The following is a 25,492-nucleotide window of genomic DNA, read 5'->3' as shown; positions in this document are numbered from 1 at the left end:
GCCGTATTCAGCCAGCCGGCTTTTGCCACTCCATCAGGTAGAGATAGGGAGCCCGGTTGTAGCTGTCCGCCCGCTCGCCGCCCGTCGCCATGGGTTCGTCAAAATGGGTCAGCTGCAGCCCTGCGTTCAGCAATGCCTGCATGTAGAACGCCTGCGGCCGGTGCCAGTTCTTTATCCGCATCCCATTCCATTCGCCCCAATGGTGGTGTTCCTCGAAATAGCAGTCGATGCACATGTTCGCCGCGCCCTCCTGATCACGTGTCCAGCCTCCGCCTTTGGACTGCGAGGCTGTGATCCAGCTGTTGAGGTTGGCAATCAGCAGATGACCTCCCGGCGCCAGCACCCGCGTCATCTCGGCGATTGCACGTTTCGTGTCCGGGATGTCGATCAGTGTCAAATAGCTGACTACGATGTCGAAACTGGCGTCTTCAAATGGCAGAGCTTCTGCAGTGCCTTTTACAAACCTCTGATCAGACAGGGCTTCTGCATGCCGGAGGAGGGCATCTGTCGGATCCAGGCCGGTTACGTTTCCTGCGAAGGGCGCGAGCATCCGGCAAAACCGGCCCTCGCCGCACCCCACGTCGAGAATGCGCGGGCTTGGCCGGAGACGCACACGGTCCATCATCGGGTGATCCAGAACATGTTGCCGGCTGAAGTCGCCGCTTACCCCCATCAGTGTGATCCAGGCGTCAGCAGAGGCCTGCCATCCATTGTCCATCACAGGCTCTCCCATACTGCATACGCGAAAGGGGAGTAGTGGTGGCTGACAGAAGTGCCGTCAATAAGAAACGCCGCGGTAATTGAGCCGCGGCGTTTGGTTTTTTATGTTCTTCAGTCTCTTACAGGTTCGGATACAGCGGGAACCTGGCGCAGAGATCTGCGACCTTGGCGCGCACCGCGGCTTCCACATCGGCATTGCCGTCTTCACCGTTGGCCGCCAGCCCGTCGATCACCTCGATGATCAGGTCGGCGATCTGGCGGAACTCGCCCTCGCCGAAGCCGCGGGTGGTGCCTGCGGGGGTGCCCAGACGCAAACCGCTCGTCACGGTGGGCTTTTCCGGGTCGAACGGGATGCCGTTCTTGTTGGTGGTGATATGGGCGCGGCCCAGCGCCTTGTCGGCGATGTTGCCGGTCACGCCCTTGGGGCGCAGGTCGACCAGCATCACATGGGTGTCGGTGCCGCCGGTGACGATGTCCAGGCCGCCCTTGATCAGCTGGTCCGCTAGCGCCGCGGCGTTGGCGCGCACCTGCTTCTGGTAGGTCTTGAACTCCGGCTTCAGCGCCTCGCCAAAGGCCGCCGCCTTGCCTGCGATCACATGCATCAGCGGGCCGCCCTGGATGCCGGGGAAAATCGCCGAATTCACCTTCTTGGCAATCGCCTCGTCATTGGTCACGATCATGCCGCCGCGGGGGCCGCGCAGGGTTTTATGCGTGGTGGTGGTGGCGACATGCGCATGCGGGAACGGCGAGGGGTGCTCACCGGCGGCGATCAGGCCCGCGATATGCGCCATGTCGACCATGAAATAGGCGCCGACGCTGTCCGCGATCTCACGGAATTTGGCAAAGTCGATCTGGCGCGGAATGGCGGAGCCGCCGGCGATGATCAGCTTTGGCTGGTGCTCGGTGGCCAGCGCCTGGATCTGGTCGTAGTCGATCAGGTTGTCGCTTTCGCGCACGCCGTAATGCACCGCGTTGAACCACTTGCCGGACTGGTTCGGACGCGCGCCATGGGTCAGGTGGCCGCCGGAGGCCAGATCCATGCCCAGAATGGTGTCGCCGGGCTGGATCAGCGCCTGGAACACGCCCTGGTTCGCCTGGCTGCCGGAGTTCGGCTGCACGTTGGCGAATTCGCAGCCGAACAGTTCCTTGGCACGGTCGATGGCCAGGTTTTCAGCGACGTCGACATACTGGCAGCCGCCGTAATAGCGGCGTCCCGGATAGCCTTCGGCGTATTTGTTGGTCAGCACAGAGCCTTGCGCTTCCATCACCGCCGCCGAGACGATGTTCTCGGAGGCGATCAGCTCGATCTCGTCGCGCTGGCGGCCCAGCTCGGCGGTGATCGACGCATAAAGCTCAGGGTCGCGCTCGGAGAGGGGTTGGGTGAAAAAGCCGGGGTCACGGGTCGCTTCAGTCATGGTGGCTCCGTTGAGTAAGGATCAGAATTGAGGGATTTCCTATCGGAAACTTCCTTGCGCAGGAAGCCTGTAAAGCGACATTTCCCTGCGACAGAACGGCAACTATGGTCTTTGCCGGAAAGCTGTGATTGTTTCGGAACCAGATGCCTAACACCGGAAACAGATTTCATGAGTTTGAGAATCGCCTTTCTGGCCAGTGAGGCCGATATTGCGCAGCAGGCCCTGGGCACTCTGCGTAACAGGTACGGGCATGTGCCGCCCGCCGAAGCCGGTATTGTTGTGGCTCTGGGCGGCGACGGTTTCATGCTGCGCACATTGCTTGCGATGGTGGATCACCCGGCGCCTGTGTACGGGATGAACCGCGGCACCGTTGGCTTTCTGATGAATGAGTACCGCGAAGACGGGCTGATCGAGCGGCTTGAAGAAGCGGTGCAGGAAATCATCAATCCGCTGTCGATGACCGCAATGGACCGCCGCGGCGCGGTGCATAAGGCGCTGGCCATCAACGAAGTGTCTCTGTTGCGGGCAGGACCGCAGGCGGCGCGGCTCAGAGTATCCGTGGACGGGCGCGTGCGGATGAAGGAACTGGTCTGCGATGGCGCCTTGGTCTCCACCCCTGCGGGCTCCACGGCTTATAATTATTCTGCCCATGGGCCGATCCTGCCGATCGGGGCGGATGTGCTGGCGCTGACGGCGATTGCCGCTTTCCGGCCGCGGCGCTGGCGCGGAGCGCTTTTGCCCAGCAACGCAATGGTGCGCTTTGATGTGCTGGAGGCCGGTAAACGTCCGGTGATGGCTGACGCGGATTCGAATTCTGTGGCCGATATTGATTGGGTTGAGATCCGCACCGATCCGCAAATACGCCATAAAATCCTGTTCGACCCGGGTCATGGCCTGGAAGAAAGACTTATATCCGAGCAGTTTACGTAACCGTTTAACGAAGAGTTCACGGATTTGTGAACATCCCGGTAACGATTATATGCGATGGTTTACCCACAGGCGGATGTGGGTGGTGATTGCCCAAGGGCAGAATGCCACAGTGCCGTACCGGCGTGTTTTGTACGTTCCTGTTTATTTAGTTTCCTGCCGGTCATGCCCACGAAACCTGCGCCAGAACGCCAGGTTCGCTGAACGCGGCGCGGCGACCGCTGTTTGTAGTGAGTGATCTCGGTATGGAAGTTCCCCGGGGGCGGTTCAACCCGTTCCCCGGGACCATTCGCAAAACTGGCATGAACTGGCAAAACCGGCGTGAACAGGCGGTGCGTGAAGATGTATACTCCCGCCATTGCGCCCATCCGGACTGCTTCGGGGTGATCTCCAATTTGAACCTTTGGGACCCGCTGATGCTGCCGTTCACCGGCTGACTGTGAAATCAGGCGCTTCCGCCGGCCTGTATCTGGTCCCACAGCGGCAGGCACATGCGGCCTGCACGGGCTTCAATCGCGGCGCAGGCGTCCACTGCCAGATCCTCACGCCAGCGGCGGGCGGCGATCTGCACGTTGATGGGCTGCGGCCCGTTCGGCAGCTGCGCCAGCCGCGCAGGGACCGAGGCGGCAGGCAGGCCGAGGAAGTTCATCGCATAGGAATAAACTGCGCAGCCGAGCACCTCATGCACGCCTTCGGCACCTTCGGTGTCGCGGTCCGGCTTGAAAAAGGGCTGCGGCAGGAACGGCGACAGAACCAGCGGGTATTCTTCCATGAACAGGGACCATTGCCGCGCGTAATGGGTGCGCTTGGCCATCATTCGCAGCAGCTCATCGCCAGCAAAGGGCGGGAACTCCTGGAAATAGACGGCAAAGATATCGCGTACGGTCTGGGAGCCTGCCGCGTCCACGTCATCCTTCATTAGCGCATAGACCTCGCCCATCAGTGCGCGGTAACCGTTGCGCCCGGCCTCGAACACATTGGGCGGTTCCGCGTCCTCAACCAGATAGCCTGCGTCGGTCAGCGCCGAGCGGGCAAAATCCAGCGCGGCCTCGACTTCGGGGTGCAGGTCATAGCCATGGGTGTTCTTGGTGAATGCGACCTTAACCGGACCGCTCACCGCTTCACCGCGCCAGGCCACCGGCACATGGAAGGGGTCGCGCGGGTCTGCGGCAATCAAGGAGGGCATCGACAGATGCAGGTCTTTTGCCGAGCGCGCAATCAGCCCTTGCACTGACATCAGCTGCGCCAGCAGCCCGCGTTCGGCGGATTGGCTGGGGTTCCAGGCCGGCACCCGGCCCAGGCCAGGCTTCACAGTTACCGCGCCATTGGCGGCTGCTGGAAAGCGCAAGGATCCGCCTATGTCGTTGCCATGCGCCAATGCGCCGATCCCCGCCATCACGGCAGCCCCTGCGCCGCCAGAGGATCCGCCGGGCGAGATATGCCGCCCCCAAGGGTTATAGGTGCGGCCATGCAGCGGGTTGTCGGTGTCGGCCCGGAAAGAAAACTCTGGCGTATTTGTCCGCCCGATCACCACCGCCCCGGCCTTTTGCAGGTTTTCCACCACCGGTGCATCTGCAGGCGCTATCAAATCCTTCAGCGCCGGGACGCCGTTGGAGGTGGCATGGCCCTTCTGATCCACGTTGATCTTGATGGTGACCGGCACGCCATGCAGCGGGCCGGGAACAGCACCGCCTGCGCGTGCCGTATCGAGCGCGCGGGCGCGCTCCAGTGCCTCGGCGCTCAGGTCTTCAACCACGGCATTCAGCGCCGGGTTCACCGCATTCATCCGGTCAATGGAGGCTTGCACGGCATCTTCCGCGCTAAGATCTCCGGTGCGTGTCCGTTTTGTCAGTTCCGTTGCACTCAGGCGCCATAGATCCGGTTTTGTCATGCTCAAGCCTCCCTGGCCGCAGCCTAGGAGGGCAGGGCTGAGTTGCAAGGGAAACCGGACGGAAAAGGGCCGGAATTCTGCGAGAACTCCACCAAGGTTCAGGACCTGTCAGATATGTCTGTCAGCGCGACGCGATAAGCGCAGTCGAAAGCGGCAAAGCCGGATCGAAATCATGCTTGGCGGAAGGAAGGATCAGCGGTGCACGGCGAGCAGGCGCGGCAAATGCCAGAATGTCTTTTCTTTGTCATGGGTCTTGCCGCTGCGGGTGATTCCCTGATCACTGCCGCCATATCTGGCGAAAAAGTTTGCAGATTTGCAATTCTGGCGGGGTTTTCCTGAATATTCTGCGGCAAAGACCTGTTTGCAAAGCGGGTTGGATGCAAACCGCAAACCATGTGTAAATTTTGTGAATTCAGGCTGTCTGCCTGTTCGAAACCTGTAAATTTATTGACCAACCTTGCGTGCTGCGGCAGCAAAACTTGCCCGTTTGCCGCTTTCTCGCCTAGGCAAAGAGCAGGAGGAGATGAACACCATGGGATATCAGGACATTTACGCCGGTTGGAAACGGGACCCGGAAGGGTTTTGGATGGAGGCCGCACAGGCAATCAGCTGGGATGAAGCCCCGAAACAAGCGCTGTTTGAAAAGGGCGATGGCCTTTATGAATGGTTTTCCGATGCCAAGGTGAACACCTGCTACAACGCTGTTGACCGCCATGTGGAACAGGGCCGCGGTGAACAAACCGCGATCATCTATGACAGCCCGGTCACCCATACCAAGCGTGAAATCTCCTATGTCGAGCTGCGCAACCGGGTCGCCACGCTGGCCGGGGCGCTGCGTGCGAAAGGTATCGAAAAAGGCGACCGGGTCATCATCTACATGCCGATGATCCCTGAAGCGCTGGAGGCGATGCTGGCCTGCGCCCGTATTGGCGCCGTGCATTCGGTGGTATTCGGCGGCTTTGCCTCCAATGAACTTGCCGTGCGGATTGACGACGCCAAGCCCAAGGCGATCATCGCCGCCTCCTGCGGGATTGAGCCGGGCCGCACCGTGCATTACAAACCGCTGCTGGATGGCGCCATCGACCTGTCGGAGCACAAGCCGGAATTCTGCGTGATCTTCCAGCGCGAACAGGAAGTGGCGGATCTGATCCCGGGCCGCGACGTGAACTGGCATGGGTTCCAATACGGTGTGGAACCCGCCGACTGCGTGCCCGTCGAGGGCAACCACCCCTCCTATATCCTTTACACTTCCGGCACCACCGGCCAGCCCAAAGGCGTGATCCGCCACACCGCGGGCCAGCTGGTGGCGCTCAATTGGACGATGAAGAATATCTACAACGTCGATCCCGGCGATGTGTTCTGGGCGGCGTCGGATGTGGGCTGGGTCGTCGGCCACAGCTATATCTGCTACGGGCCGCTGATCCACGGCAACACCACCATCGTGTTTGAGGGCAAGCCGGTGGGCACGCCGGATGCCGGCACCTTCTGGCGGGTGATCTCGGAGCATAAGGTCAAAAGCTTCTTCACCGCACCGACTGCGTTCCGTGCGGTGAAACGCGAGGATCCCAAGGGCGAATTCGTCAAGAAGTATGACCTCAGCTGCCTGCAGCAGGTTTACCTGGCCGGCGAGCGCGCCGACCCTGACACCATCACCTGGGCGCAGGATCAGCTGAAGGTGCCGGTGGTGGACCATTGGTGGCAGACCGAAACCGGCTGGTCGATTGCTGCCAATCCGCTGGGGATCGAAGAACTGCCGACCAAGCTTGGCTCGCCTGCGGTGCCGATGCCCGGCTATGAGGTCGACATTCTGGACGAGGCCGGCAATCCGGTGGCACCGGGCGAGCTGGGCGCAATTGCGGTCAAGCTGCCGCTGCCGCCGGGCACGCTGCCCACCCTGTGGAACGCCGAAGAGCGGTTCAAGAAAAGCTACCTGACGACCTTTCCCGGCTATTACGAGACCGGCGATGCCGGCATGAAGGACGAGGACGGCTATCTCTATATCATGGCGCGCACCGATGATGTGATCAACGTGGCGGGGCATCGTCTCTCCACCGGCGGCATGGAGGAAGTGCTGGCGGGCCACCCGGATGTCGCCGAATGCGCCGTGATCGGCGTGGCGGACAGCCTTAAGGGCCAGATGCCTGTTGGCTTCCTCTGCCTGAACGCCGGCGCCGGCCGCGATCATGGCGAGGTGGTGGCCGAGGTCGTCAAGCGGGTGCGCGAGAAGATCGGCCCGGTTGCCGCCTTCAAACTGGCGGTCGTGGTGGACCGGCTGCCCAAGACCCGCTCCGGCAAGATCCTGCGCGGCACCATGGTGAACATTGCGGATGGCACCCCGTGGAAGATGCCTGCCACAATTGACGACCCGGCTGTCCTGGACGAAATCAAAGATGCGTTGCAAACCATCGGTTACGCCAGCTAAGCATACGCCGGTTCCCTGCATAGAAGCCGCTGGGAAATCCCCGCGATCTCCTGGCGGCGCAGGAAACATTGATGTCCGGCCGTCAACCCGGCCTGGCTACCGCGGATCTTGGCCGCTGCTCCGGCCGTAGCGGGGCAGCCTGTCTTTCAGCTCCAGCCAGCTCACATGGTCAGAGTGGAAGACATGGAACTTGGGCGGCATCTCCCCGGGGCATTCCAAAGTCGCCGTGTACATGTGGATATTCACCGCATCCCGTGCGGTGCGATAGGCCATCTGGGTGCCGCAGGCGCCGCAGAACAGCCGCTCGACACCGTCAGAGGAGTTGTAGATCTGCGGCTCTGCACCGGACCACGCGACCGCCGCATGCGGCAGTCCGAAAAATGCGGTGACAGGTGCCGCGCAATTGCGGCGGCAATCGGCGCAGTGGCAATAGCAGCTCCAGGCCGCCTCGGCCTCACTCTCCCAATGCACGGCGCCGCAGTGGCAATGCCCTCTCATGGCTGGTCCCTCGCTGTTGGCTTCCCTGGATAGGCGGCCAGCGGTAATTCCCAGCCGCAGGATTAACCGTAGTGCGCCACCGGGGTGCCGGCAATGGCAGCCATGTTCAATAACCCGCGCGCGGTGATCGAAGGTGAAACGATATGGGCGCGGTTGCCCATGCCCATCAGGATCGGCCCGACCTCCAGCCCGCCGGCCCGCATCTTCAGGATGTTGCGCACGCCTGAGGCCGCATCGGCATGGGCAAAGATCAGCACATTGGCCGCGCCCTCCAGCCGCGAATTGGGGAAAATCCGTTCGCGCAGCTCAGGATCCAGCGCGCTGTCGATGTTCATCTCGCCCTCATAGGCAAAATCCCGGTGGCTTTCGTCCAGGATCTCCAGCGCGGCGCGCAGGCGGCTGCCGGTGTCGCAAGCGATATTGCCGAACTGCGATTGCGAACACAGCGCAATCTTCGGCTCCAGGCCGAAGCGGCGCACGTGGCGGGCGGCGCCGATCACGGTTTCTGCAATCTGTTCCGGCGTCGGCTCGATCCGCACATGGGTGTCGGCAATGAACAGCGGCCCGTCTTCCAGGATCATCAGCGACAACGCCCCGTGCGGCGCATAACTGTTGCCGCCCAGAACCTGTTCGACATAGTTCATGTGCCAGCGGTATTCACCAAAGGTGCCGCAGATCAGGCTGTCGGCCTCGCCCCTGTGCACCATGATGGCGCCAATTGCGGTGGTGTTGGTGCGCATGATCGCCTTGGCAAGATCCGGCGTCACCCCGCGCCGCTGCATCACTTTGTGATAGCTGTTCCAGTAATCGTAATAGCGCGGGTCGTTTTCCGGGTTTACCAGCTGAAAATCGCGCCCCGGCCGCACATCCAGCCCCAGCCGTTCGCAGCGGCGCTCAATCACTTCCGGGCGGCCGATCAGGATCGGGGTCTCGGTTGTCTCTTCCAGGATCGCCTGGGCGGCGCGCAGCACCCGATCGTCTTCGCCCTCGGCAAAGACAATCCGGCGGGCAGCGGCGCGGGCGGCCTCGAACACCGGGCGCATCAGCAGGGCGGACTTAAAGACTGTCTGGTTCAGCTTCTGCTTATAGGCCTCAATGTCCTCAATCGGCCGGGTCGCCACGCCGCTGTCCATTGCCGCCTTGGCAACGGCCGAGGACACCACCGCCACCAGGCGCGGATCAAACGGTTTCGGGATCAGGTAGTCGGCGCCGAAATTCAGCTGCTCCCCCTTGTAGGCAGCCGCGGCTTCAGCGCTGGTTGTGGCGCGGGCCAGTTCGGCAATGCCGTCAACGCAGGCGATCTGCATCTGGTCGTTGATCTCGGTTGCCCCTACATCCAGCGCGCCGCGGAAGATGAAGGGAAAGCACAGCACGTTGTTGACCTGATTGGGGAAATCGCTGCGGCCCGTGGCAATGATCGCCTCCGGAGCCACCTGGCGCGCGGCCTCCGGCATGATTTCCGGCGTCGGGTTTGCCAGCGCAAAGATGATCGGGCGGTCCGCCATCTTTGCCACCATTTCGGGCTTCAGCACATTGGGGCCGGACAGGCCAAGGAACAGATCCGCGCCGTCCATCACCTCGTCCAGCGCGCGCAGGTCCGACGCCTGGGCAAAGGCCGCCTTCTGCGGGTTCATGTCCTCCTCGCGGCCTTCATAGACCAGGCCGTGAATGTCGCAGAGCCAGATATTCTCGCGCTTCACCCCCAGCTTCACCAGCATGTTGAGACAGGCAATCCCCGCCGCGCCGCCGCCGGTGGAGACGATCTTGATGTCTTCAAACGACTTTCCCGCCACATGCAGGGCGTTCTTGGCAGCCGCCCCCACAACAATTGCGGTGCCGTGCTGGTCGTCATGAAACACCGGAATGCCCATCCGCTCACGGCAGATCTTCTCGACGATAAAACAGTCCGGCGCCTTGATGTCTTCGAGGTTGATCGCGCCGAACGTCGGCTCCAGCGAGCAGACGATATCCGCCAGCTTTTCCGGATCGCTCTCATTCACTTCGATGTCAAAACAATCGATGCCCGCGAAGTTCTTGAACAGGACCGCCTTGCCTTCCATCACCGGTTTCGAGGCCAGCGCGCCGATGTTGCCCAGCCCCAGAACCGCTGAACCGTTCGACACAACCGCCACCAGATTCCCGCGTGAGGTATAGCGCGCCGCATTGGCGGCGTCCGCTTTGATCTCGGTGCAGGCCTCTGCCACACCGGGCGAATAGGCGCGTGCCAGATCGCGCCCGTTGGCCATCGGTTTGGTCGCGCGGATCTCCAGCTTACCGGGCCGCGGAAACTCGTGATAGTTGAGCGCGGCTTGGCGCAAGTTCTGTGAATCGGACATCTGGCGCTCCTGAATATCAGTATTGTTTAGTGTTAAACCATTTTTCTTGCCGGAAACCTAGTCCAAACTGACGCAAATGAACGCCAGTGCTGGCAAGCGGCGGTTTCTTGCATGAATTCTGCCTTGCGGACGCCATTGGCGGCAAATGAAAAGGGAATAAAATCGAGGCGCACAGTTGCCGGATTTTGCCTGCGCAGGCTGGAGCTGGTCACTGGTGTAATGTTCGTTGCCAAAGCCTTGGGGAAGAAAACGGGCATAATCAAACGGCGGATGATCTGCGAATTGCGGGTTTTTCCAGCCGCCGGGTTTCCTGCGGGCTGCAAGAAAACCAAAGACTTCCTTGGCGCCCCCTGTATTCTGACTGAAGATCTTAGTTGGTTTTACGAAGGCCCGCCGCCTGGCCGGCCCCTGAAACGACGTGAAACTGCTGAACGTGGATTGCTTTTGCTTGTTCAGCTTCACGCTGGGATACCACGTGAACTGCAGAGCAGGGCTTTCGCTCTGCGGGGCATATCAGCTAGGCTGCGACATTCTGACCAGATGATCAAAAACCGGGGAAACACCCATGAGCCTCAAAGCCGCCGCAACCGCCGTCCGCGAAAACGCCCACGCGCCGTACTCCAATTTCAAGGTTGGCGCTGCAATCCGCTCGTCCAGCGGCCAGATCTACGTTGGCTGCAATGTTGAAAACGTCGCCTACCCGGAGGGCACCTGCGCCGAGGCCGGCGCCATCGCCGCCATGGTGGCCGCAGGCGAGAAAGAACTGGCAGAGGTCTATGTGATCGCCGACTGCCCCACTCCGATCCCGCCCTGCGGCGGCTGCCGTCAGAAGCTCAAAGAGTTTGGCACAGGCGAGGTGAAAGTGACCCTGGCAACCACTGACGGCGCCGAGAAGGACACCACAATCGGCGATCTGCTGCCGGGCGCTTTTGACGCGGACCATATGGAGCGCAGCTGATGGACGCCCGCGCCATCAATGCAACGCTCCGGCGCGGTGAAACACCGGGCGAAGACGCACTGCGCTGGTTTGCCGAAGGGCTGGCCAGCGGCGCGGTCTCGGACGCGCAGGCCGGCGCCTTTGCCATGGCGGTCTGCTTGCAGGGCCTCAGCGTCGAGGGCCGCCGCGCCCTGACGCTGGCGATGCGCGACACCGGTGATGTGCTGACATGGGATCTGGACGGGCCGGTTCTGGACAAACACTCCACCGGCGGGGTGGGGGACTGTGTCTCGCTGCTTCTGGCGCCTGCGCTGGCGGCTTGCGGCGCCTATGTGCCGATGATTTCGGGCCGCGGCTTGGGCCACACCGGCGGTACTTTGGACAAGCTGGAATCGATCCCCGGTGTTTCCATCAGCGTCAGCGAAGACCACCTGCGCCACATGATGCAGGACATGGGCTGCGCCATTGCCGGCGCCACTGCGCGCATCGCACCTGCGGATAAGCGGCTTTATGCGATCCGGGATGTGACCGCGACGGTGGACAGCCTCGACCTGATCACCGCCTCGATCCTGTCCAAAAAACTCGCCGCCAGCCCGGATGCGCTGGTGCTGGATGTGAAAATCGGTTCCGGCGCCTTTATGAAAACCGCCGATGACGCCCGTGCGCTGGCGCAGTCGCTGTGCGATACCGCCAATGCCGCCGGCTGCCGCACTTCGGCGCTGATCACCGACATGAACCAGCCGCTGGCGCCCGCCCTTGGCAATGCGCTGGAGGTGGCCGAGGTGATGCGGGTTCTGACAGGGCAGGCGGCTGGCCCCCTGGCCGAGATTTCCGCGGTTCTGGGCGGCGATCTGCTGGCCCATGCCGGATTGGCTGCCGATGCAGGGGATGGCGCGGCAAAGATCACCGCAACCCTTGCCGATGGCCGCGCGGCAGAGCGGTTTGCCCGTATGATTGCCGCCATGGGCGGCCCTGCGGATTTCGCGGCCAAATGGCAGGATCATCTGCCGGGCGCAGAGGTCGTGCGTGATGTGAAAGCGCCAATCGCCGGTTATGTCTCAGCGATGAACGGCGAAGCCCTGGGCCTGGCAGTTGTCAGGCTTGGCGGCGGCCGCATGGTGGAGAGCGACAAAATCCATCCCGGCGTTGGCATCTCTGACATTGCCCGCCTGGGGCAGCAGGTCGGGGCAGGGGATATCCTGGCCCGCATTCACGCGGCCAGCGATGATGCGGCAGATATGGCCGAGGCTTCCCTCTTGGCCGCCATTGCCATCGGCGATGCGCCGGATGCGCTGCCGCCGCTGGTTCACGAAAGGATCTCCTGATGCCCCGTGCCTTCCTGATTGTGATGGATTCCGCCGGTATCGGCGGCGCGCCGGACGCCGGGACGTTCTTCAACGGCGATCTGCCGGATCTCGGCGCCAACACATTGGCCCATATCACCCAGGCCTGTGCTGCAGGTGAGGCCGAGGCGGGCAGAAGCGGCCCGCTGCACGTACCCAGCATGGAACGCCTTGGTCTTGGCGCAGCGATGCGGCTGGCGTCCTCGGTGCCGTTTCCGGGACTGGACGCGGAGCCGCAAGGGCGTTGGGGCTGTGCCCGCGAACTCAGCCGCGGCAAGGACACGCCGTCAGGTCATTGGGAGCTGGCGGGCCTGCCGGTGCCCTGGGGCTGGCATTACTTCCCCGATCAAGCGCCGTCCTTCCCCGAAGACCTGACGGCCTTTGTGGCGGAGCAGGCCGGCACCGATGGCATCCTCGGCAATTGCCACGCCTCCGGCACGGTGATCCTAAACGATCTTGGCGCCGAACACATGCGGACCGGCAAGCCGATTTGCTACACTTCTGCCGACAGTGTCTTTCAAATCGCCGCGCATGAAGAAACATTTGGCCTCGACCGCCTGCTGGCCTTGTGCAAATCCATCGCTCCGCGCCTGCACGCGATGAAGGTGGGACGGGTAATTGCGCGGCCTTTCCTTGGCTCGGCAGAGGACGGGTTCACCCGCACAACCAATCGCCGCGACTATGCGATCACCCCGCCGGCACCTGTGCTGACCAACTGGGTGCAGGACGCCGGCGGCAAGGTCCATGCCATCGGCAAGATCGGTGATATCTTCTCTATGTCCGGCATTGATACATTGGAAAAAGGCTCTGATGCCAAGCTGATGCAGCATCTTTTTGATGCAGTGGAGATGGCAGAGGAGGGCAGCCTGACATTTGCAAACTTTGTTGAGTTCGACAGCATGTACGGCCACACCCGCGATATCGCAGGTTATGCGCGTGCACTGGAGTGGTTCGACGCGGAACTGGGCCGGCTGCTGGCAAAGCTGCGCCCGGGTGACATGCTCGTGCTCACCGCTGATCACGGCAATGATCCCAGCTGGCCCGGCAGTGACCACACCCGCGAACAGGTGCCGGTTCTGGTCGCAGGGCTTGACGCCGGCCCAGTCGGGCAGGTCAAATTCGCCGACGTGGGCGCCTCTATTGCGGCCCATTTGAACGTCCCGGCCCAGGGGCCTGGCAAGAGCTTTCTTTGACTTTATGGTCAAAACCCGCTTGCCAGCCGCGGCCAGGCCCGTAAAAGCGCTGCAAACAGAACCGCCGCTAACAGACCATAGGAGTGCCCCATGACCGACCACCTGACCGTTGTTGATCACCCGCTTGTGCAGCACAAGCTGACCCTGATGCGGGACAAGGGCACATCCACGGCCGGCTTCCGCCGCCTGCTGCGCGAGATTACCCAGCTCCTGGCGTATGAAATCACCCGCGAAATGGAGCTGACCACAACCAACATCGAAACCCCGATGGAGGAAATGGACGCGCCGATCCTGGCCGGCAAGAAACTGGCGCTGGTGTCGATCCTGCGCGCGGGCAACGGTATGCTGGACGGGGTGCTGGAGCTGATCCCCTCGGCCCGTGTCGGCTTTGTCGGCCTTTACCGGGACGAGGAAACTCTTGAGCCGGTGCAATATTACTTCAAGGCACCCGAAGCGCTGGAAGACCGGCTGGTGATCGCGGTGGACCCGATGCTGGCCACCGGCAACAGCTCAGCTGCGGCCATTGATCTGCTGAAGGAGGCCGGCGCCAACAACATCCGCTTCCTTTGCCTGCTGGCCTCGCCCGAGGGTGTTGCGCGGATGAAGGAAGCGCACCCGGATGTGCCGATCGTCACCGCCTCGCTGGACCGCCAGTTGAACGAGAAGGGCTACATTCTGCCCGGTCTGGGCGATGCCGGCGACCGGATGTTCGGCACTAAATGATCTGAACGCACCGGCCAGGGCGCCCCTGATTGCCTTGGCCGGAATGCCCGACTGCCGCCCGCGGCAGAAAAACAAGTTCCAATTTGCGCAAAAATTGCCGCCGTGCGGCCTTATTGTTGCCGCAGAATCTTTACTCACAGGCCGGATTCAGGCATCCTGCAGCCATATTTTGTGGGGCTCAGGAATGAAAATAACTAGAATTATTGCACTGGCCATCATCGCGGGGACAACCGGGGCAGCAGGTATACAGGCGCAAACCCTGCGTGAAACCAGCCCGCCCGCCGAATTTCCGCCTGCCTCCTACACGGGCAAGCAATATGTGGACAGCCGCGGCTGCGTCTACATCCGTGCTGGCATTGACGGCAATGTCACCTGGGTGCCGCGGGTTTCCCGCTCGCGCAAGCAGATCTGCGGCTATGCACCAACCAAGCTGGCGGGCGCCACGCGGACGCAGCAGGCAGCCCCGGCACCGGAACTGATCACCCTTGACCCGGGCCAGCAACCGGCGCAATCGAATGCGGGCGCCGCGGCCCCCAAGGTTGTCACCACGGCCAAACCGCGCCGCACGCCGCAATCCACCAGCGCCCGGCCTGCAGCCGCTCCGGCGCCATTGCCGAAACCGGCAGTCAAAAGGGTCGTGCGTGTGACGCCCAAGCCAGCACCGGCCCCGGCACCAGCCCCGGCAGCGCCTGCTCCGGCAGCAGTGCAGCCTGCGGGCAGCGGTGCTTGCGCCGGGCTATCTGATATCAGCCGCCAGTACTCCAATGCCACCGGTGCGCGCTGCGGCCCGCAAACTGTTTCGCCGGTGACCTACGGCGGGCAGGACAGCGGCGCGCAGTCCTCTCTGCGCCTCACCCCGAATACACGTGTGGTGCAGACGCACATCTACCAGGACCGCCGCCTCAGCAACAGTTTCACGGTGCCCGAAGGCTATCGCCCGGTCTGGACCGACGGGCGGCTGAACCCGCAGCGTGCGGTGCGTACCGTGCGTCCGGCAGTGGTGACCGGTTTTGCCCAGGCCCCGGCCGGCTATCTGACAGTGGAACGTGAGGATGGCCGCCTGAATGCGATGCGCGGGGTGCGCACGCCCGAGGGCGACGCGCAGATGGCGCAGATCTGGACCAATGGGGTGCCGCGCCGCCTGGTGCAGCTGCCATTGGATCGTGCCACGCTGACACTGCCGCGCAATGTGCGCCGCAGCCCGGCCGAAGCGAAGCCGTCGGGCCTGCGCCTATCCTCCCGCTCGGCACCGGATGCGGCGGTGCCGCAGCGGGCCGCACCGCGGCGGTATATTCGCGCCGCAACCTATGCCGACGCTGGTCAGGCCAAGGCCGCAGCACAGCGGCTTGCCGCTGCCGGACTGCCGGTGCGCCTTGGCGCGGTCAGCCGCAAGGGACAGCCCTACAAGGTGGTTCTGGCGGGCCCGTTTCTAGCCGATGACCAAGCCGCCGCAGCCTTGGCTAAGGCCCGCAATGCTGGTTTCACCGGCGCTCGGATCAGTAAATAACATCGGGGCAGGGGCGGGGCAGTGCCTGTCCCGGCCTCTGCAATGACGGCTGGCACCCCCTGTGGCCCGAAGGCGGAATGCACCAATGAGCGCATAACAGCCCGTTCCTGACAGCATCAGGGGCGGGCTTTGTCTTTAGTGCTGCAGCTGCTCCAGTTTCTGTTTGAACAACTGCGCTGCCCGTATCGCGCCGGGACCCCAAACCGGGCGTCTAGCCGCAGATGTTCTGCAGTTGAACCCAGTCGCGGTCATTCAGCAGCGGCTTCTGGTCGCGGCCTGCCATCGGGTCCGCCTCGATCAGCCCCAGCACCGTCTCGCCGGTGATGTCCAGCGCGTAGGCATAAGGCGATGAGGGCAGCGCTGCGCGGGCGAACTCGGCCAGCAGCACCTGATCCGGCAGTGCCGGGCGCGGACTGGCCAGGGTGGCCTCGGAATAGGCATCCAGGGCAGCGCGGTCCAGCTCGCCCGTGGTCAGCAGTTTGAAGGCGGCCATGACACCGCCGGCCTCCAGCAGTTCGAACATCGGGTCGCTGGCCTCAGCCCGGGCGCGTTCCGCCAGGATGGCGCCGGCCGCAACTGCCGGATCCTCGAAATCCTCAACAAACGACCGGTTCAGCAGCACGATGCCGCCAGGCAGATGCAGGCTGCCGGGAATGCCTGAGCGAAGCACCGCCAGCTGCCGCACCCCGGTGCGCGCCGCCAGATCCCTCAGGATCGGAGCGGCTTCGGGCGTCGCGCAGGCCGGTCCCGAGACCCGCTCAATCCGGCCTAGCAAGGCTTGGCCGATGGCCTTGCGCTTGATGTCAGGAACCACGCTGACAGCATGCCGGGTGACAGCACCAGGCAGCCACAAAACCAGCAGCGCCAGCACCAGCGCAAAGGTGCCCAGGATACTGACAGCCCGCAGCCGCCCGGGCCGCGCGCGGGAGCGGCCGATGGCGTTCTGCACCCGGGCTATCGCCTCCAGCATGGCGGTCTCGTCCTGACCCAGCTCCAGCGTCTCGCCGGGGTCGCCATCGGGGTGGAACAGGGCCGGGAACGCTCCGGGGTTGGCGCGCTCGACCGCTGCCAGCGACCAGTGGGCCAGCGGCAGGTCATTCATGCTTGCGATGGTCAGCGTCGCATCGCCCAGCGAGATGATCACATCCCGCCGCTGCGCCTCCCGGTCCGCGCGCCACAAGCCCGCAGCCTCTAGCCGCTCAAATTCCCTCAATGCCGTCATGCAGCCAGCCCGGCCCCCGTTCTTATCGTTGCCGCCAGAATAATCACATAAAACAGGGGCAGCAAATTGCTTTGCTGCCCCCGGATGCTGTTTCGCCGTGAAAAATTACAGGTTCTTGGCGATTTTCCTCAGTTCGAATTTCTGGATCTTGCCGGTGGAGGTTTTCGGCAGCTCCAGGAACACCACTTTCTTAGGCGCCTTGAAGCCCGCCAGCGTCTCGCGGGTGAAGGCGATCAATGCTGCCGCGTCTTCCTTGGCACCGGTTTTCAGCTCGACAAAGGCGCAGGGCACCTCACCCCATTTGTCGTCCGGCATCGCGGCAACCGCTGCCAGCAGCACATCCGGATGCGCCATCAGCACCCCCTCCACCTCAACCGAGGAGATGTTCTCGCCGCCCGAGATGATGATGTCCTTGGCCCGGTCAGCAATCTGGATGTAGCCGTCGGGGTGCTGCACTGCCAGGTCGCCGGAGTTGAAATAGCCGTCCTTGAACGCCTCTGCCGTGGCCTCCGGGTTCTTAAGATACCCCTTCATCACCACATTGCCGCGTAAGGCAATCTCGCCCTGGCTTTGGGCGTCCATCGGCAGCACGTTGTGGTCGCTGTCGCGCACCACCACCGGCTCCAGCATCGGCATGGCGACGCCCTGGCGGGATTTCTTGGCGGCAATGCCGGCCTTGTCCAGCCCGTCCCATTCAGCGGCCTTCCAGTAGCATTCGGTGACATGGCCATAGGTTTCGGTCAGCCCGTAAACATGGGTGATGTTAAAGCCCAGATCCTCGATCTTGGACAGGGTTGCGGGCGCTGGCGGGGCGCCTGCGGTGAAGACCTCCACCGTGTGGTCAAAGGTGCGGCGCTCTTCGTCCAGCGCATTGACCAGCATGTTCAGCACTATCGGCGCGCCGCCGAAATGAGTAACGCCCTCATAGTGGATGGCGTTATAGATGTTCTGCGCGGTGACATCGCGGCAGCAGACCAGGGTGCCGCCCACCACCGGCATCATCCAGGTGTGGTTCCAGCCGTTGCAGTGAAACAGCGGCACGATGGTCAGATAGACCGGATGCAGCACCATCCGCCACGAGATCACCGTTCCGGTGGTCATCAGATAGGCGCCGCGATGGTGGTAAACCACACCCTTGGGCCGCCCGGTGGTGCCGGAGGTATAGTTCAGCGCCAGGCTTTCCCATTCATCCCCGGGCATGATCCAGGCGAAATCAGGGTCGCCACTGGCCAGCAGCGCCTCGTATTCCATATGCCTGCCGGTGGCGTGCCAGGTGGCCTGATCATCTGCCACTTCGATCAAAACCGGGGCCGGGCCTTCCATTTCCTCGACGGCGGCTTCGGCCAGTTCCAGGAACTGCGGATCAACGAGCACTGCCTTGGCTTCGCCGTGGTCAAAAATATAGGAGACCGTGCCCACGTCCAACCGGGTGTTGATGGTGTTCAAAACCGCGCCGCAGGCGGGCACGCCGAAATGCGCCTCTGCCTGGGCCGGGATATTCGGCAGCAAGGTGGCCACCACGTCGCCCGGCTTCACGCCCAGATTGGCCAACCCCGAAGCCAGCCGACTGCAGCGGTCGTGGTATTCGGCATAAGTTTTGCGGTGCTTGCCATAGCTTACCGCCAGATGCTCCGGAAACACCTGCGCCGCCCGCTGCAGATGCGACAGCGGTGTCAGCGGCACATAATTCGCGGCGGTCTTCTCCAGACCGGTTTCATCCGCCATCCACCCCATCAGTTTCCTCCCCTGAATCACTTTGGTGTCGTTTAGAGAACAGATATTGCGGAAAGTTGCGGGCAATGGGAAGGGTATGAAACAAACAGCGACCCTTTCCGCAGAGACCGGCAGCCAGACGGCAGCCGCGCACGCCATGCTGGCAGCCATGCTGATTATCGGCATTACCGACAATGCGGTCCCGCTGATGGCCGAACAGATCGGGCTGGGTCAGTTCTACCTGCTGCGAAGTTTTGTCGCGCTGCCGTTCCTGTGGCTGATGGCGCGGGCCGGGCTGGGCGGGCTGGCGCCGCGCCGGATGGGGGCGGTGCTGCTGCGGGCGGTGCTGGTTGCGGTGGCGATGGTGTTTTACTTTGCTGCTGTCGCGCTGATGCCGATCGCACAGGCGCTTGCGGGGCTGTTCACCTCGCCGATCATCATTGTGCTTATCTCGGTTCTGTTTCTGAAAGTTCGGATCGGCTGGGTCCGCATCGGCGCCGTTCTGTTTGGATTTGCCGGGGTGCTGATGGTGCTGCAGCCCGACCCGGCAGCCTTTAACTGGCTGATCCTGGTGCCGGTAGCAGGCGGGCTGTTCTACGCATTGGGGTCGCTGGCAACCGGCCTTTACTGCCAGGGCGAAAGCACGGTGGCGATGTTGTTCATCTATCTGCTGGTGCAGGGCGCACTGGGGGCGATGCTGCTCACCGGGCTGGAAATCTGGCCGCAAGCGGTGCCCGCTGGCGCCGATGGATTTGTCACCCGCGGCTGGGTCTGGCCGCTGTGGGAAATCTCGCATCTGATCCTGCTGCAGGGCTGCGCGGCAGTTGGCGGCGTGTTCCTGATCACCAAGGCCTATCAGCTGGGCGAGGCGTCTTTTGTGGCGGTGTTTGAATACTCGGTGATGATCGTCGGGCCGGGTGTTGCCTGGGCCTATTGGGGCCAGGCGCTGAACATCTGGCAGATGCTGGGGATTACTCTGATCATTGCCGCTGGCACCACCATTGCGGTGCGCTCAAGGTAGCCGGGCAGGGGCGCTGCCCCTCTTGCCCCTAAGGGCCAATTCACCCCGGAGTATTTGCGCAAAGGTGAAATGGGCCGGGATTGCTTTGGGTCTGCCGTTCACCGGGGCAAAGCGGTCTGCAGACCCGTGCACATCAGCATTTCCAACAGCGGATCAATGGCCTAGGGTCGGTTCATGATCCTGTCTCCGGGCCGCAAATACGTCTTTATCCATATCCCCAAGACCGGCGGAACAGCGCTGGCCCTGGCGTTGGAGGCGCGCGCCATGGCCAATGACATGATGCTGGGGGACACCCCAAAAGCGCTGAAACGCCGCCGCCGTCTGAAGGACGCGCAGACACGCGGGCGGCTGTGGAAACACTCGACGCTGGCTGACATCGAAGGGCTGGTGCCGGATCCGGCACTGCGGTCGCTGTTCGCCTTTACCCTGGTGCGCAACCCGTGGGACCGGGCGGTGAGCTATTACCATTGGCTGCGCGGGCAGCGCTTCAGCCACCCGGCAATTCGTCTGGCACAAGATCTGGAGTTCCGCGGCTTTGTGCAGCACCCGGAGATCATCAGCGCGTTCCGCGGCAGCCCGGCGGCCTCATACATGCGCCACGCGGACGGGGCAGAGCAGTGCCGGCTTTACATCCGGCTGGAGCATTTTCACGACGATGCGCAGCCTCTGTTCAGCCATCTGGGATTTTCCTTGGACCTGCCGCGGGTCAATGACAGCGGCCGGCAGCGGGACTGGCGGGCCTATTACGATGATCGTGCAGCCGGGGCCGTGGCAAAGGCCTGCGCGCAGGATATCGCGCAATTTGAATACTCTTTTAACGATTCCCCTCTATCCAGGTGACCGGGAAAGGCGCTTTTGCGGCCCCGGGGCGGATCGGCCAACGGGGATTTGCCAAGGCGTGAGAGTTGAGGCCAGCCTGGGAATGCCTGGGCCGCAGGAAAGGAAACCGGATGCTGGATTGGCTTCTGAAACGTTCGCAAATCTCGCTGGGACGGGCATTGAACAGCGGTTTTCCACTGGTTTCCGTCGGGCAGGGCGGGTTTCTGGCTGGCACCCACGTGGCCTCGAACCTGGGCTGGCGTCCGGTTGAAGCGCTGACGCCGGGCGACAAGGTGCTGACATTTGATCATGGCATGCAAACAGTGGTGGAACTGCAGCGCGAAACCATCATTCCGGGCGACGGCGATCTGGATCCGGCCCGCTGTCCGCTGCTGGTGCCGCGTGATGCGCTGATGAACCGGGTGCCGCTGTGGCTGATGCCGGATCAGGGTGTGCTGCTGGAGAGCGATCTGGTGGAGGATGTTCAGGGCGACCCCTTTGCCGTCGTGCCCGCCGCCGCGCTGGAGGGCTACCGGGGTATCCGCCGGATGCACCCCGGCGCGCAGCTGGAGCTGGTCACGCCGCGGTTTGCCCAGGATCAGGTGATTTACCTGGAAGCCGGAATGCTGGGTTTCGCAGCTGCGCCGGTCAACTTGATGTGCGGGCGTATCTTTACCGAAGAAGGCACTTACCGTGTGCTGCCGCCGGATGAGGCGCGCGGCCTGGTCTTGTCGATGATGGCCGGGGAAGAATCCTGGGACGCGCCTGGTGCAGCCCCGGCTGCAGCCCAGCATCAGCAACCGCTGAACTGAGCAGAAACATCCGCCGCTAGGCTAAGCGGACGGCACTCCTCTCGGAGCAATGAAAACGGCCAGGGAATGCCCTGGCCGTTTTGTGTTTTCCGTTGCCGTCAGGCGGCGGCGGATTTCTCCGGGTCGAAACGGCCATAGAAGCTTTGGCCCTTGTTCGCCATGTCGCGCAGCAGATCCGGGCAGGCAAAGCGTTCGCCGTACTGCGCGGTCAGCTGATCACAGCGTTCAGCTGCATAAGGCGTGCCAATGATGTCCAGCCAGCTGAGGGGGCCGCCGGACCAGGGGGCAAAGCCCCAGGCCAGAACCGCGCCCACGTCGCCTTCGCGGATGTCCATCAGCACGCCTTCCTCCAGTGCGCGCACCGCTTCCAGCACCTGGGCAAACATCAGCCGTTCCTGCACTTCGATCAGCTCGGGCTGTTCGGGCGCCTGCGGGTATTTCTCCTGCAGGCCTTTCCAGTACTCAACCCGCTTGCCCTTGTCGTCATAGTCAAAGAAGCCGGCATTGGCCTTGCGGCCCAGGCGGCCCTGTTCTTCCATCCAGAAAATCAGATCGTCCGACGGGCTTTCGGGATAGGCGTCGCCCATCGCCGCCTTGGTGGCGCGGGCAATCTTGGCACCCAGATCAATTGAGGTCTCATCGGTCAGCTGGATCGGCCCCACCGGGAAGCCCAGCTGGCGCGCAGCGTTGTCGATCAGCACCGGGCTGACACCCTCGGCGATCATCCGCACCCCTTCGTTGATGTAAGGGATGATGCAGCGGTTGGCGTAGAAGAACCGCGCGTCATTGACCACAATCGGCGTCTTGCGGATCTGGCGCACATAATCCAGCGCCTTGGCCACCGCGCGGTCGCCGGTCTCCTTGCCCTTGATGATCTCCACCAGGAACATCTTCTCAACCGGGGAGAAGAAGTGGATGCCGATGAACTGATCCGCCCGGCTCGATGCCTTGGCCAGCTCGCTGATCGGCAGGGTGGAGGTGTTGGAGGCAAAGATGCAGTCTTCGGGGATAATCGCTTCGACCTTTTGGGTCATCTCGGCCTTGACGCCTGGATCCTCAAACACCGCTTCGATGATCAGATCGCAGCCTTTCAGCGCGTCCAGATCCGGGGTGGCGGTGATCTGCGCCAGCAGCGCCTCTTTCTTTTCCTCGGTCGCCTTGCCGCGTTTGATGCCCTTGTCCATATAGGCGGCGGAGTAGGCCTTGCCCTTGTCGGCAGCCTCCTGATCGCGGTCGATCAGAACCACTTCCATGCCGGCCTGGGCCGAGACCAGCGCAATGCCTGCGCCCATCATGCCAGCGCCCAGAACGCCGATTTTTTTCACCGACTGGTCCGGTACATCCTTGGGACGCACGGCACCTTTTTCCAGTGCCTGCTTGTTCAGAAACAGGCTGCGGATCATCGCCGAGGACGACGGGTTCATCAGCACATGGGTGAACCAGCGCGCTTCGATCTTCAGCGCGGTGTCGAAGTCAACCAGCGCCCCTTCATAGATCGACGACAGCAGTGCCTGGGCCGCCGGGAAGGCGCCCTGGGTCTTGCCGTTGATCATCGCCGAGGCGCCGACAAAGGTCATGAAACCTGCGGGGTGATACGGCGCGCCGCCGGGCATCTTGTAACCCTTGGCATCCCACGGCTTGACCAGATCGGCAGGTTTGGCATTCAGCACCCAGTCCCTGGCTGCGGCCAGCGCATCATCTGCAACCGCGTCGATCAGTTGCGCGCCCTTTGCTTTCTTCGGGTCCAGCATCTTGCCTTCCAGCAGCACCGGGGCTGCCGCCATGGCACCGACCATGCGGGAGTACCGCGTGGTGCCGCCGCCGCCGGGGAAGATGCCGATCATGATTTCCGGCAGGCCGATCTTGGCCTTGGGATTGCTGGTCATCACCCGGTGGTGGCAGGCCAGCGCAATCTCGGTGCCGATGCCGGCACAGGTGCCGTTGATGGCGCAGGCCACCGGCTTGCCGCCCTTCTTGGTCTTGGGGTCCATGCCGGCAAGTTCAAGTTTGCGCAGGATCCGATGGCCGCCCATGGTGAAATCGAACAGCCCCTGCGCCGGGTTTTCGCCAGACTCTTCGCGGATTGTCGCCAGCACGTTCAGATCCATGCCGCCGGCAAAATCCTTCTTGCCGCTGGTGATCACAATGCCTTTGACACCCTCGTCCTCCAGCGCGCGGTCCACGTATTCCTCCACCAGGCCAAAGGCCTCGCGGGTGAGGACGTTCATGGACTTGCCGGTCGCGTCCCAGGTGATGATTGCGACGCCGTCTGCGTCCACGTCGTATTTGAAATCGCTCATGTGTCTTCTCCGGTCTGGTCAGCCGTCAGAGGGCTGCCGTCCTTGCGGGTGAATGTGAACTCGCCGCCTGCGAATTTCACCATCATGTCCAAATCGCTGTAAAAGCCGGTCTCTGTCGGGGTGCGGGTGCCGACCACCAGAAACGCCGCGGGTTTATCGGAACGGTTCACCAGATGGTGGCCGTTCTCGTCCCCCGCCGGAAAGGTGGCGCAATCGCCCGGCATCATCTCATGCGCGCCCTGATCATCGATCAGGGTGCAGGTGCCCTCGGTCACCATCACGAACTCGTCCTGCTGCATGTGGTAATGGCGCAATGACGAGGCCGCGCCCGGCTCCAGCCGCACGATGTTGACTCCGTATTGGGTGAGGCCGCCGGGGTCGCCCAAGGGCTGCACGCTGCGGCCTTCAGTCGAGGCCGCTAGCTTACCGGGATAGCCCGATCCGGTGCGCCAGGGCAGTTGGGAAAGGTCCAGCTTCGGCATCAGACGCGCTCGATGATGGTGGCAGCACCCATGCCGGAAGCAATGCACAGCGTGGCAAGACCGCATTCCTTGTCCTGCCGCTCCAGCTCATCCAGCAGGGTGCCGATGATGATCGCGCCGGTGGCACCCAGCGGGTGGCCCATGGCAATGGAGCCGCCGTTGACGTTGACCAGTTCCGGATCCACATCAAACGCCTGCTGGAAGCGCATCACGACGGATGCAAAGGCTTCGTTCACCTCAAACAGATCCAGATCGCTGATCTTCATGCCGTTGTCGGCCAGGATCTTCTCGGTCACCGGCACCGGGCCGGTCAGCATGATGGTGGGGTCAGTGCCGATCTTGGCGGTTGCCTTGATCCGGGCGCGCGGTTTCAACCCGTGCTTCTCACCGAATTCCTTGTTGCCGATCAGCAGCGCGGCAGCCCCGTCCACAATACCGGATGAGTTGCCCGCATGGTGGATATGGTTGATCCGCTCCAGATGCGGGTATTTCATCATCGCCACTTTGTCGAAACCGGGCATCTGCTCGCCCATCATCTGGAACGCCGGGTTCAGTGATCCCAGCGCCTGCATGTCGGTACCGGGGCGCATGTATTCGTCATGGTCCAGGATCGCCAGCCCGTTCTGGTCGCGCACGGTGATCACCGATTTGGCAAAGCGGTTATCGTCCCACGCGGCTTTGGCCCGGCGCTGGCTCTCCATCGCCAGCGCATCGGCCTGATCACGGGTAAAGCCATACTCAGTTGCGATGATATCCGCGGAAATGCCCTGCGGCACAAAATAGGTGTCCATCGCCAGGCTCGGGTCCACGGCAATTGCTGCGCCGTCGCTGCCCATGGCCACGCGGCCCATCATTTCAACACCGCCTGCGATATAGGCATCGCCCGCGCCGCCCTTCACCTGGTTGGCGGCCAGGTTAACGGCTTCCATGCCAGAGGCGCAGAAGCGGTTGATCGCCAGGCCGGGAATACGCTCGTCCAAGTCCGAGGCGAGAACAGCCGAGCGCGCCAGGCAGCCGCCCTGTTCCATCACCTGAGTGACATTGCCCCAGATCACATCCTCGACCGCATGGCCTTCCAGGTTGTTGCGCTCCTTGATCGCGTTCAGCGTCAGGGCCGACAGGCGGACCGAGGTCACCTCATGCAAGGAGCCGTCTTTGCGTCCCTTGCCGCGCGGGGTCCGCAGGGCGTCATAGATATATGCATCAGTCAT

23 protein-coding genes are annotated in these 25,492 nt (G+C 62.7%); 11 read left to right on the top strand and 12 right to left on the bottom strand.

The window, feature by feature from the left end:
- Positions 1-7: 7 nt before the first annotated feature.
- Both K3557_RS10185 and glyA read right to left on the bottom strand, forming a co-directional pair.
- On the bottom strand, positions 8-718 hold the full coding sequence (locus tag K3557_RS10185) for a class I SAM-dependent methyltransferase (RefSeq protein WP_259993701.1): 711 nt from the start codon (positions 716-718) through the stop codon (positions 8-10).
- A 121-nt stretch (positions 719-839) separates the two neighbouring features.
- Positions 840-2,135, bottom strand: coding sequence for a serine hydroxymethyltransferase (gene glyA, locus K3557_RS10180; protein ID WP_259993700.1), 1,296 nt, complete (start codon positions 2,133-2,135; stop codon positions 840-842).
- A gap of 168 nt (positions 2,136-2,303) precedes the next feature.
- Here glyA and K3557_RS10175 point away from each other — a divergent pair, with 168 nt between their 5' ends.
- Positions 2,304-3,065, top strand: coding sequence for an NAD kinase (locus K3557_RS10175; protein ID WP_259984894.1), 762 nt, complete (start codon positions 2,304-2,306; stop codon positions 3,063-3,065).
- Between the two features lie 299 nt (positions 3,066-3,364).
- On the top strand, positions 3,365-3,499 hold the full coding sequence (locus K3557_RS10170) for a hypothetical protein (protein WP_259984892.1): 135 nt from the start codon (positions 3,365-3,367) through the stop codon (positions 3,497-3,499).
- 8 nt (positions 3,500-3,507) lie between these two features.
- Here K3557_RS10170 and K3557_RS10165 read toward each other — a convergent pair whose 3' ends face one another.
- Both K3557_RS10165 and K3557_RS10160 read right to left on the bottom strand, forming a co-directional pair.
- Entirely contained in the window at positions 3,508-4,953 is a 1,446-nt protein-coding gene (locus K3557_RS10165; RefSeq protein ID WP_259993699.1) for an amidase family protein, read from the bottom strand.
- A 192-nt stretch (positions 4,954-5,145) separates the two neighbouring features.
- A complete protein-coding gene (locus K3557_RS10160; RefSeq protein ID WP_259993698.1) occupies positions 5,146-5,343 on the bottom strand; it encodes a hypothetical protein in 198 nt (65 codons plus the stop codon).
- Between the two features lie 142 nt (positions 5,344-5,485).
- Between K3557_RS10160 and prpE the strand changes: the two genes are divergently transcribed.
- Positions 5,486-7,375 carry a propionate-CoA ligase PrpE gene (gene prpE, locus K3557_RS10155; protein ID WP_259984886.1) on the top strand — a complete coding sequence of 630 codons (1,890 nt, stop codon included), beginning with the start codon at positions 5,486-5,488 and terminating at the stop codon, positions 7,373-7,375.
- Between the two features lie 96 nt (positions 7,376-7,471).
- On the opposite strand, the gene K3557_RS10150 is transcribed toward prpE, so the two are convergent.
- The 3 genes from K3557_RS10150 to K3557_RS10140 all read right to left on the bottom strand — a co-directional run bounded on the left by K3557_RS10150 (position 7,472) and on the right by K3557_RS10140 (position 10,671).
- Complete coding sequence (locus K3557_RS10150; protein WP_259984884.1) at positions 7,472-7,873, bottom strand: GFA family protein; 402 nt, start codon at positions 7,871-7,873, stop codon at positions 7,472-7,474.
- Between the two features lie 62 nt (positions 7,874-7,935).
- Complete coding sequence (locus K3557_RS10145) at positions 7,936-10,209, bottom strand: NADP-dependent malic enzyme (protein ID WP_259999497.1); 2,274 nt, start codon at positions 10,207-10,209, stop codon at positions 7,936-7,938.
- Positions 10,210-10,266: 57 nt separating this feature from the next.
- Positions 10,267-10,671: a hypothetical protein gene (locus K3557_RS10140; RefSeq protein ID WP_259999496.1), complete on the bottom strand. Its 405-nt coding sequence runs from the start codon at positions 10,669-10,671 to the stop codon at positions 10,267-10,269.
- A gap of 103 nt (positions 10,672-10,774) precedes the next feature.
- Here K3557_RS10140 and K3557_RS10135 point away from each other — a divergent pair, with 103 nt between their 5' ends.
- The 5 genes from K3557_RS10135 to K3557_RS10115 all read left to right on the top strand — a co-directional run bounded on the left by K3557_RS10135 (position 10,775) and on the right by K3557_RS10115 (position 15,912).
- Complete coding sequence (locus K3557_RS10135) at positions 10,775-11,167, top strand: cytidine deaminase (RefSeq protein ID WP_259984878.1); 393 nt, start codon at positions 10,775-10,777, stop codon at positions 11,165-11,167.
- The gene (locus K3557_RS10130) at positions 11,167-12,471 is read left to right on the top strand and encodes a thymidine phosphorylase (protein WP_259999494.1); all 1,305 of its coding nucleotides are present in this window, start codon (positions 11,167-11,169) and stop codon (positions 12,469-12,471) included. Before K3557_RS10135 ends, K3557_RS10130 begins: the two co-directional genes overlap by 1 nt.
- Positions 12,471-13,682: a phosphopentomutase gene (locus tag K3557_RS10125; RefSeq protein ID WP_259999492.1), complete on the top strand. Its 1,212-nt coding sequence runs from the start codon at positions 12,471-12,473 to the stop codon at positions 13,680-13,682. The genes K3557_RS10130 and K3557_RS10125 overlap by 1 nt, the downstream gene beginning before the upstream one ends.
- Positions 13,683-13,772: 90 nt before the next feature.
- Positions 13,773-14,405, top strand: a complete 633-nt coding sequence (gene upp, locus K3557_RS10120; protein WP_027259330.1) for a uracil phosphoribosyltransferase — start codon at positions 13,773-13,775, stop codon at positions 14,403-14,405.
- A 184-nt stretch (positions 14,406-14,589) separates the two neighbouring features.
- Positions 14,590-15,912, top strand: a complete 1,323-nt coding sequence (locus K3557_RS10115) for an SPOR domain-containing protein (protein ID WP_259999490.1) — start codon at positions 14,590-14,592, stop codon at positions 15,910-15,912.
- Positions 15,913-16,123: 211 nt separating this feature from the next.
- Here the strand turns inward: K3557_RS10115 and K3557_RS10110 are convergent, their stop codons facing one another.
- Positions 16,124-17,134, bottom strand: a complete 1,011-nt coding sequence (locus tag K3557_RS10110; protein WP_134829695.1) for a hypothetical protein — start codon at positions 17,132-17,134, stop codon at positions 16,124-16,126.
- Between the two features lie 105 nt (positions 17,135-17,239).
- Positions 17,240-18,868 carry an AMP-binding protein gene (locus K3557_RS10105; RefSeq protein ID WP_259999488.1) on the bottom strand — a complete coding sequence of 543 codons (1,629 nt, stop codon included), beginning with the start codon at positions 18,866-18,868 and terminating at the stop codon, positions 17,240-17,242.
- Between the two features lie 76 nt (positions 18,869-18,944).
- Between K3557_RS10105 and K3557_RS10100 the strand changes: the two genes are divergently transcribed.
- From K3557_RS10100 to K3557_RS10090, 3 genes are all read left to right on the top strand, one after another.
- Positions 18,945-19,868 (top strand): DMT family transporter, encoded by a 924-nt coding sequence (locus K3557_RS10100; protein WP_259999486.1) that lies wholly within the window; start codon positions 18,945-18,947, stop codon positions 19,866-19,868.
- 174 nt (positions 19,869-20,042) lie between these two features.
- Positions 20,043-20,708 (top strand): sulfotransferase family protein, encoded by a 666-nt coding sequence (locus K3557_RS10095; protein ID WP_259999484.1) that lies wholly within the window; start codon positions 20,043-20,045, stop codon positions 20,706-20,708.
- A gap of 110 nt (positions 20,709-20,818) precedes the next feature.
- The gene (locus K3557_RS10090; RefSeq protein WP_259999482.1) at positions 20,819-21,499 is read left to right on the top strand and encodes a Hint domain-containing protein; all 681 of its coding nucleotides are present in this window, start codon (positions 20,819-20,821) and stop codon (positions 21,497-21,499) included.
- A 98-nt stretch (positions 21,500-21,597) separates the two neighbouring features.
- Here the strand turns inward: K3557_RS10090 and K3557_RS10085 are convergent, their stop codons facing one another.
- From K3557_RS10085 to K3557_RS10075, 3 genes are read right to left on the bottom strand one after another with little or no spacing between them, the layout of a single operon-like run.
- A complete protein-coding gene (locus tag K3557_RS10085) occupies positions 21,598-23,799 on the bottom strand; it encodes a 3-hydroxyacyl-CoA dehydrogenase NAD-binding domain-containing protein (protein ID WP_259999480.1) in 2,202 nt (733 codons plus the stop codon).
- On the bottom strand, positions 23,796-24,281 hold the full coding sequence (locus K3557_RS10080) for a cupin domain-containing protein (RefSeq protein ID WP_259999478.1): 486 nt from the start codon (positions 24,279-24,281) through the stop codon (positions 23,796-23,798). The genes K3557_RS10085 and K3557_RS10080 overlap by 4 nt, the downstream gene beginning before the upstream one ends.
- Entirely contained in the window at positions 24,281-25,492 is a 1,212-nt protein-coding gene (locus K3557_RS10075) for an acetyl-CoA C-acetyltransferase (protein WP_259999476.1), read from the bottom strand. The genes K3557_RS10080 and K3557_RS10075 overlap by 1 nt, the downstream gene beginning before the upstream one ends.

It is taken from the genome of Leisingera sp. M523, assembly GCF_025141335.1.
In the GTDB taxonomy this organism is placed as follows: Bacteria; Pseudomonadota; Alphaproteobacteria; order Rhodobacterales; family Rhodobacteraceae; genus Leisingera.
Note: the sequence above shows the minus strand (reverse complement) of the source record. Positions and strands in the feature narration are given on the sequence as shown.

Bases quoted from the DNA above. Each gene is read 5' to 3' on its own strand.
- K3557_RS10110 (WP_134829695.1), bottom strand. From the start codon at position 17,134: ATGACGGCATTGAGGGAATTTGAGCGGCTAGAGGCTGCGGGCTTGTGG.
- K3557_RS10115 (WP_259999490.1), top strand. From the start codon at position 14,590: ATGAAAATAACTAGAATTATTGCACTGGCCATCATCGCGGGGACAACC.
- K3557_RS10085 (WP_259999480.1), bottom strand. From the start codon at position 23,799: ATGAGCGATTTCAAATACGACGTGGACGCAGACGGCGTCGCAATCATC.
- K3557_RS10165 (WP_259993699.1), bottom strand. From the start codon at position 4,953: ATGACAAAACCGGATCTATGGCGCCTGAGTGCAACGGAACTGACAAAA.
- K3557_RS10175 (WP_259984894.1), top strand. From the start codon at position 2,304: ATGAGTTTGAGAATCGCCTTTCTGGCCAGTGAGGCCGATATTGCGCAG.
- K3557_RS10105 (WP_259999488.1), bottom strand. From the start codon at position 18,868: ATGGGGTGGATGGCGGATGAAACCGGTCTGGAGAAGACCGCCGCGAAT.
- K3557_RS10100 (WP_259999486.1), top strand. From the start codon at position 18,945: ATGAAACAAACAGCGACCCTTTCCGCAGAGACCGGCAGCCAGACGGCA.
- K3557_RS10075 (WP_259999476.1), bottom strand. From the start codon at position 25,492: ATGACTGATGCATATATCTATGACGCCCTGCGGACCCCGCGCGGCAAG.
- K3557_RS10095 (WP_259999484.1), top strand. From the start codon at position 20,043: ATGATCCTGTCTCCGGGCCGCAAATACGTCTTTATCCATATCCCCAAG.
- upp (WP_027259330.1), top strand. From the start codon at position 13,773: ATGACCGACCACCTGACCGTTGTTGATCACCCGCTTGTGCAGCACAAG.
- K3557_RS10185 (WP_259993701.1), bottom strand. From the start codon at position 718: ATGGACAATGGATGGCAGGCCTCTGCTGACGCCTGGATCACACTGATG.
- K3557_RS10090 (WP_259999482.1), top strand. From the start codon at position 20,819: ATGCTGGATTGGCTTCTGAAACGTTCGCAAATCTCGCTGGGACGGGCA.
- K3557_RS10150 (WP_259984884.1), bottom strand. From the start codon at position 7,873: ATGAGAGGGCATTGCCACTGCGGCGCCGTGCATTGGGAGAGTGAGGCC.
- K3557_RS10135 (WP_259984878.1), top strand. From the start codon at position 10,775: ATGAGCCTCAAAGCCGCCGCAACCGCCGTCCGCGAAAACGCCCACGCG.
- K3557_RS10170 (WP_259984892.1), top strand. From the start codon at position 3,365: ATGAACTGGCAAAACCGGCGTGAACAGGCGGTGCGTGAAGATGTATAC.
- K3557_RS10130 (WP_259999494.1), top strand. From the start codon at position 11,167: ATGGACGCCCGCGCCATCAATGCAACGCTCCGGCGCGGTGAAACACCG.
- K3557_RS10080 (WP_259999478.1), bottom strand. From the start codon at position 24,281: ATGCCGAAGCTGGACCTTTCCCAACTGCCCTGGCGCACCGGATCGGGC.
- glyA (WP_259993700.1), bottom strand. From the start codon at position 2,135: ATGACTGAAGCGACCCGTGACCCCGGCTTTTTCACCCAACCCCTCTCC.
- K3557_RS10145 (WP_259999497.1), bottom strand. From the start codon at position 10,209: ATGTCCGATTCACAGAACTTGCGCCAAGCCGCGCTCAACTATCACGAG.
- K3557_RS10125 (WP_259999492.1), top strand. From the start codon at position 12,471: ATGCCCCGTGCCTTCCTGATTGTGATGGATTCCGCCGGTATCGGCGGC.
- prpE (WP_259984886.1), top strand. From the start codon at position 5,486: ATGGGATATCAGGACATTTACGCCGGTTGGAAACGGGACCCGGAAGGG.